Below are 6846 nucleotides of genomic sequence, written 5' to 3' on the forward strand. Positions count from 1 at the left end.
ACTATCGCCCACATCCGGGTCCTGACACGACGCTTGGCAAGGTACGGATATTGTTGAGACCTTTTCGAGTCAGGCTCTAAGAGTTCAAGCCGTCGCCGTGAGCGCGATATACATCATGCCTTCCGTCCATAAGCATGGGCGGACGTTGCTCGATTCGAACTTTCAAGTCTGACAAAGCGCCGGGAAGGATGAGACCCTTCGGAGTAGCATCATCTGCCGTGACAAAAACTGGGTCAAGCACCGGACGACAGCATTTGAAATGAACGGCAGCGTCCTCGATTTTTATCGAGGGGGAAAAATGAGGTTCGCTTCCATCACCTCGGATAAGAACGATTCTCCCCCCAAGAGGCTGAGGGTAGGAGGCAAAAACAGTGAAGGCTGTTATCCCATCCCGCAGTCCTTCGTCATCTAAGAATAGTGCATGCGAGTCGTCAAAGCGGATCATCTGCACCAGTCGGCAACCGAGCAGACTAAAGATTGGCGCAAGTCCGGTGCCGTCGGCAACCTCGACGGTGCGAAAGAGTGTCGTCTCCGGGTCTAAGAGGTATGCGACATTCTTCATGTCCCAGCCTTTCTCCATTGTCATAAATGGCGTGACCCAACAAAAGGCATCCGTCACAGGATCAAACAGCGGCGTGAAGCGCACGTCGGGTGGTCTTTCGCTATGCAGCATTTGCCAAGATTGGGAAAATCGATTTTTTGTATGGGGCCTATCCACACCATGGAATGTGGGACGGATTGCGTTCAAGCACATCAGTGTATTGCGCTTTTGGTTTTAATTCACGAGTGACTGCGTGTGCCGGTCCAGTCGGACAATGATTCCGAAACGAAGCGGGCCACCCATTTCGATTTCATTCCGGTGATTCCGACGCGAAGCCGGACAGTATTGGTGAACCCTGGGTCGTTGCGATATGCGCAGTTGGTGTTGCGCAATGATTCGTCTGCTGACATCACCGAGCTCAACGCGGGAGGCATTGTGCACGTTCGGTCGAGGATGACATACCAGTGATCGGCACGCGACGGGTCCTCCACTGTAATAGGTTTCAGCCAAATGATGATGTCCCAGGGGGTGGTGTAGCAGTCGGCAGCAAGGCGTGCTTCCAGCAGGAGCCGGGCGGGGGCAGCTTGCCACAGCGGCCAGGCTGATTTGCGGATGATCATAGCTCATAGCGGCGATGGCTCAAGGGTCATGTAGATGGACCGCTGCACCGCCCATTTGATGGCATGGACCGCTCCCTTCCCCTCAGCGAAGATGGCGGGCGTCTTTTAGCCAAGGAGGAATGTTTCCATGCCTGTTGTTGCCGTTGGTCTTGATCTCGCAAAGACAGTCTTCCAAGCTCACGGCGTTGATGACGCCGGTCAAACCGTTCTACGCCGACGCCTTGGACGAAGCGAGTTGCTCGCGTTTTTCGCTAAGCTGCCGCCTTGTCTGATTGCGATGGAAGCATGCTCGAGCGCTCATCACTGGGCTCGCGAGCTGGTCACGATTGGTCACGACGTTCGGCTCATTCCGCCGCAATATGTCAAACCCTGTGTCAAACGGAATAAGACCGACGCCGCAGACGCAGAGGCGATATGCGAGGCGGCGACTCGGCCAAACATGCGCTTCGTTCCAATCAAGACCCGAGACCAGCAAGCCGTGCTCGCTTTGCATCGATCTCGTTCATTGCTGGTTCGGCAACGAACAGCATCGATCAATGCTGTTCGTGGATTGGTCGGTGAGTTTGGGCTCATCGCCGCAAAAGGCCGCTACCGCATGTCAGAGCTGCGGCAGCGAACGAACGCAATGACGCCAGACCACCTGCCGGCGATCGCCTGCCAAGCTATCAATACCCTCTTCGATCATATCGATATGCTCGAAGAACAGATCGCTGCTGTCGAACGACAAATTGTCGAGTGGCACAAGAACAACGAAGATAGCCGCCGGCTGGCGACTGCACCCGGCGTAGGCCCAATCACTGCGAGCGCCATCGTCGCAGCTGTGGGAGACGGTTGTCAGTTCCAATCCGCCCGGCACTTTGCGGCCTGGCTCGGGCTGACTCCGAGGATGCATGCGAGCGGGAGGAAGGAGCGTATCGGCAGGATTAGCAAGGGAGGTGACAGATATCTGCGGGCGCTTCTCATCCATGGCGCGAGAGCGATTGTCGGAACGCTGTTCCGCAAAAACGTGCCGCCTCGTCCGTGGCTGCTTGCCCTCGCGGCACGCAGACCGACGAACGTCACCGCTGTCGCAGTCGCGCACAAAACGGCACGCGCCTTATGGGCAATGCTGACGCGGGATGAGAAGTATCGCAAACCAATTGCTGCGACACCGTCTGCAGCATAGCAGCTTCAGCACTGTTCCTATGATCAGTGCTGGCTTGCGAGGGTAATCGAATGTGATGGCAACCGGTATGATCCGGGTTCGGCAAAGGCCCATGAAACGATGCGAGCCAGATGAGCTCGTCCATTTGTCTGGCCGCCGATCCGCGAATACCATCAAGGCCTGCGGCCGAGTGGCTCGCGTAAACAGGCCGGATACACGACCGCAAGAACCGTGTCTGCCGTTATGTTCAATTTCGCCTTGCAAACAGGGAGCGGTCCATACACGTCGTTCTGCTCCAACAGCAATGCGCCGACGAGACGCGCGATGGCGTCGTCGTTGGGGAAGATGCCGACGACCTCGGTGCGTTGCTTGATCTCGCCGTTGAGGCGCTCGATCGGGTCGAGTGCAACTTGGCCCAGTGCTGCTTGTGGAAAGGTCATGTAGGCCAGCACGTCCTCTTCGGCATGATCCATGATTGAGGCGAGCTTGGGCACCTTTGGCCTGATCTGGTCGGCGACTTTGCGCACTGCTGGCTGGCGGCTCGGGCTTGCCCCGCTGCGGAAATCGACGGGCGGCAAGCAGAAGCTCGGCCGATCTCGATAGTGGGCGAGCGCACGCTAGGCGTCTGCTGATTATCGGCAGCATGGCGGTACAAAACAGGCGGCAAGGCGCGGCCACGTCGGAGACGCTTGCAAGCGTCCCGAGACTATAGTGGGCGAACATTGTCGTCCATTCGACACTTGCCATTTCGCGGGCGAGTACCGCATGCTCCAGTGGCACAAAGACACTTACACTGCCGGCCGATGGATTGATGGTGCCGGCGAATGCGACCAGGGGATGACGTTACCCATGTTCAAATCCTGCGCCTTCGTCGCAAGCTGGGGCAGGGGCCCGGGCCGGAGCGTGCAGTATATGCGTACCCAGCGGGGTGCGGGCTATGTTTTCGACAGCGACGTAAAGGTTGAAGACCTGAGGACACGCAGTCATTGACAACGCACTTTCTCGTTTTCGCCTTGAGCCGCATTCGGCGGTGGGCAGGACGGGTCCGGTGAGTTTCCATCACATCTTTTCGTCATATGGACGGACTAATCAAACGTATTTTCGCGGTGCTTGCAGTGCACTCCCCTCAGGGGAGATATTCGCCGGTTGCACGTCACGGTGCCCGGCCGGACGGCGTTTGAAGGTACATGGCGTCGCGCAAAGTGAGGGCCGAATGCCCCTTGGAATTGTGCGCGTCAAGCTTCTGCGCCTTGCTGAACGTCGTGGCTGGCAGGAGGCGGATTTTTCCCGTCTGAGTGCCGATCAGACACTCGATATGACCGCCGAAGGGGGCCTCACCCGGCGGTCGCCATTCGATTGCTGACCGTAGCCGCCGCGTCAAGAAGGTCGACGCCGGAGTCGCGAGCCGGGGCGTTGAACGCCCTCTCGCGGTACACCCGAAGTCTCTAATCGGGAATCAACTTGCGGCATGGTACGGTAGTCATCGAGATCCGCCTCCTTCAGCAACTTCCAATAATCGACCAGACGCCAAGGGCTGTTTGTCACGATTCGGCCCCGGTCGTTGCGGAAAAAGGTGGACATACCCTCATGGCTCCAGATCATCTGCTGGTGCATTTGTTGGATTTTCCGGTTGTAATGTTGATATATATCTTGCCGGCATTCTACTTCGACAAGTCTCTTCTCGCCCATCTGGCGCAGAACACTTAGTACATAATCGATTTGGCTCTCGATCGTGAAGATGAAGCTGCCGCGATGGCCGAGCGCCGTATTGGGACCATAGAGCATGAAGAAATTTGGGAACCCCGCCACAACGGTGCCAAGATAAGCCTGACAGTCATCATCGTCCCAGACGTCACGTACCGTCCGACCATTGCGTCCGATTACCTCAACCGGAAGTAGATATCGTGTCGTATCGTAGCCTGAGGCGACGATAATAAGTTCTGCCTCATGCGTTTCATCATCAATCGCATGGATCGACCTGCCCTCAACACGCGCAGCAGCTCCGTCTACCAGCGTAACATGCGGCTTTAGTAGGGTTCTGTACCAGCCATTGTCCAGGAGCATCCGCTTGCCGAATGGAGGGTACGACGGGATGACCTTGGCGATAAGATCAGGGCGCCCCGCCAGCTGTCCCTCGATGTATTGTGTGTAAGTCTCGCGGTCGCGGTCGTTAACCGCATTCACGGAACGGTCCGGATGCGGCCAGGCCGGATCCTTGTGCAGGGCCTCATGCACTTCACTGTCGTAAATCCAACTCAGGCGGAGCCTGTACAGCCATTCATAGTGTGGCACCTCGCGGAACAAGAACTGCATCGGTTCCAGGACCGGTTTTTGAAATTTCGGGAAGGGCGCCACCCATTGACGTGAGCGTTGGAAGATTGTCAAGGCACCCACCCGATCTGCGATGGCGGGAACAACCTGCATTGCCGAAGCGCCATTGCCAATCACGGCCACACGTTTACCGTCGAGCGCGACTTCTGGATCCCATTCCGAGGTGTGCACCACCGGGCCGTCGAAGTTGCGCAGGCCCGAAAGGTTGGGCCATTTCGGCGTGGTGAAGCCCCCCACCGCCGAGAGGACCACATTGGTCACGAGGGTTTCTTCCGTGCCGTTGGGCAGACGTAACCGGGAGTGCCAAGTTAGGCTCTCTTCGTCATAGCGGGTGACCAGGCACTCCGTGCCGTAGCGGATGGAACTCTCGATCCCAAAGTCCCGGGCAACACGGTTGAAATAGTCGTCGATTTCCTTTTGCAACGGGAAGAACGTGCTCCAGTTGCCACTGGCAAGAGTGTACGAGTAGAGATGCCCCGGCGTGTCCACTCCACAGCCAGGATAGTGATGTGCGTGCCAGACCCCGCCGGTGCTGTCTTGCTTTTCGACCTGGATGTAGGAAATGCCCAATTGTCTTAACCGAATTGCCGCTGCGACACCGGACATGCCCGCCCTGATGATGAGTACACGAAATCCTTTCGGCAAGGACACGGGGTCCGGAATGGCGCCTGCATATCTCCGTAGCTTATGAAGCATCATGTCAGCGTATTCTGGCGGGATAGGCTCGGCCTCCGACACAGTCAGCATGCGGATCAACTCTTCTTCCGACAGGTCCTGCTTGGTGACTGGTGCGCCGCTGTGCCAACAGATGATGGCGTCCAGTGCTGCATTACGAATCTCCGTCTGTAATTCGGCCGCGAGCCCCCTGAATCGTTGTCGCCCCAGACACTCTTTACGGGAAGAAACGGTGGGGTGAGCCAGTATTCTTTTCCCGTGAACTGATACAGAAGGAGTAATAGGGTTGGAATATTGGCCGAAGGGAGTGCCTCGGCGATGCGGTGGCGGAACAGGGCGAGGTCCGAAGAGTGAGCCATGATTTAAGTTCCTCCTGTTGCATATATCCAATCCCCCGCCAGACGCTCAGTTTACTGCCTCGGCTTCGGCGTGGTTGCGGCAATCGGCATTAGAGAAGATTCGACAAGCAAGCTCCCGAATGTCTGATCCAAATCGCGCTTGATAAAGCGAGTCGAAGGTCGCCACGGCGGGGAGGTTCTCGGGCGCCGTCGTGCCGCCGGCCCGGGCTCGACTGCGAGATATGCCCCTGTGCTGCCTCGGCTCGACCAGGCGCGCGCAGCCGGTTACGTCTGCACTGAAACGATCCACCCCTTGATGATCGGAAGGCGGGCTCGGCAGAAACCATTGGCTAACATGTCGAAATCTCTGCGCGATAAGGTGGGTCCGTGACGTGTCCTGCAAATGCCTAGAAGCAATATGCGTGCCAAAAGGAAGAACTCTTCTTAATGCAACGAAATGACTCAAGCAGCGGTCTCGCGTGTCCAACATTGTCGTACATAGGACGAGCCTCAACCTGACATTAATCGTAACACTGTATGTCTGTCTTCGTGGCCGAGTGGCTCGTCCTACACTGCACTTCCAAGGTTGCTCGGATGAGCCGACCCGATCCTAATCATAGGAGGACGAGCCGTGGCAGATTATCGGCTACGCCGCATCAGCGTCTGGTTGCCGACGCTCACGCGTCAGATGTAGCCGCTCCCGTCTGCAGGAAATCTACGCCGGGCTAGATCCTGTCCCGCTATTTGCGCGATATCCGCGCCCGTGCAGGAGCGACTCGCTGCGTTTGCCGACACTCCGCCGGCCATGCGCTCTGACGGGGTAGATCAGCCGATCGACCTTTTCCTGGCGAGTTTGCGGACTGGAAAGAGAGAGCTACCGGCGGACGGATCGCCCGCTTGCGAAAACCAAAAGAGGACGGCGGCGTCGTGCTCTCGTCGAGGCGACTACCGACGTGCGAAATTGGTTCGAAGCCGAACCATGGCGGACCGGCAGCGAACTTCTGTCGCGACTGCAGGCCGAGTATCCCGGCGATTACCCCGACAAACTGCTTCGAACACTTCAGCGCCGGCTGAAGGTCTGGCGCAGCGAACAGGCGGACGCGTTGCTGTTTGGCACCTTGATGATGTGGACGCCCCCGCGCCGGCGGTTGCCGCTATGATGCCGGCCAGTTACCCGCAGCAAAAGAGGAGCGTTGA

The 6846-nt window shown here is 57.6% G+C and carries 4 protein-coding genes and 3 pseudogenes; 2 read left to right on the forward strand and 5 right to left on the reverse strand.

What is annotated here, in order from left to right:
• Positions 1–76: 76 nt before the first annotated feature.
• A complete protein-coding gene (locus tag AU381_RS00475; protein ID WP_223843497.1) occupies positions 77–673 on the reverse strand; it encodes a DUF3846 domain-containing protein in 597 nt (198 codons plus the stop codon).
• 107 nt (positions 674–780) lie between these two features.
• Positions 781–1161 carry a hypothetical protein gene (locus AU381_RS30025; RefSeq protein ID WP_014858081.1) on the reverse strand — a complete coding sequence of 127 codons (381 nt, stop codon included), beginning with the start codon at positions 1159–1161 and terminating at the stop codon, positions 781–783.
• Between the two features lie 127 nt (positions 1162–1288).
• Between AU381_RS30025 and AU381_RS00480 the strand changes: the two genes are divergently transcribed.
• Complete coding sequence (locus AU381_RS00480; RefSeq protein WP_014858080.1) at positions 1289–2326, forward strand: IS110 family RNA-guided transposase; 1038 nt, start codon at positions 1289–1291, stop codon at positions 2324–2326.
• A gap of 263 nt (positions 2327–2589) precedes the next feature.
• Here AU381_RS00480 and AU381_RS00485 read toward each other — a convergent pair.
• From AU381_RS00485 to AU381_RS00495, 3 genes and pseudogenes are all read right to left on the reverse strand, one after another.
• Positions 2590–2829: pseudogene (locus AU381_RS00485) on the reverse strand (transposase); the annotation flags it as partial.
• Positions 2830–2953: 124 nt separating this feature from the next.
• Positions 2954–3139 (reverse strand): annotated as a pseudogene (locus tag AU381_RS30570) (MFS transporter); the annotation flags it as partial.
• Positions 3140–3682: 543 nt separating this feature from the next.
• Entirely contained in the window at positions 3683–5383 is a 1701-nt protein-coding gene (locus AU381_RS00495; protein WP_014858075.1) for a flavin-containing monooxygenase, read from the reverse strand.
• A 911-nt stretch (positions 5384–6294) separates the two neighbouring features.
• Here AU381_RS00495 and AU381_RS30575 point away from each other — a divergent pair.
• Positions 6295–6809 (forward strand): annotated as a pseudogene (locus AU381_RS30575) (ISNCY family transposase); the annotation flags it as partial.
• Positions 6810–6846: the final 37 nt, after the last annotated feature.

The sequence above is a fragment of the Sinorhizobium glycinis genome, assembly GCF_001651865.1.
GTDB classification, from domain to species: domain Bacteria; phylum Pseudomonadota; class Alphaproteobacteria; order Rhizobiales; family Rhizobiaceae; genus Sinorhizobium; species Sinorhizobium glycinis.

Excerpts from the sequence above, each read along its gene's own strand:
- AU381_RS00495 (WP_014858075.1), bottom strand. The coding sequence starts at position 5,383 with ATGCTGACTGTGTCGGAGGCCGAGCCTATCCCGCCAGAATACGCTGAC.
- AU381_RS00480 (WP_014858080.1), top strand. The coding sequence starts at position 1,289 with ATGCCTGTTGTTGCCGTTGGTCTTGATCTCGCAAAGACAGTCTTCCAA.
- AU381_RS00475 (WP_223843497.1), bottom strand. The coding sequence starts at position 673 with ATGCTGCATAGCGAAAGACCACCCGACGTGCGCTTCACGCCGCTGTTT.
- AU381_RS30025 (WP_014858081.1), bottom strand. The coding sequence starts at position 1,161 with ATGATCATCCGCAAATCAGCCTGGCCGCTGTGGCAAGCTGCCCCCGCC.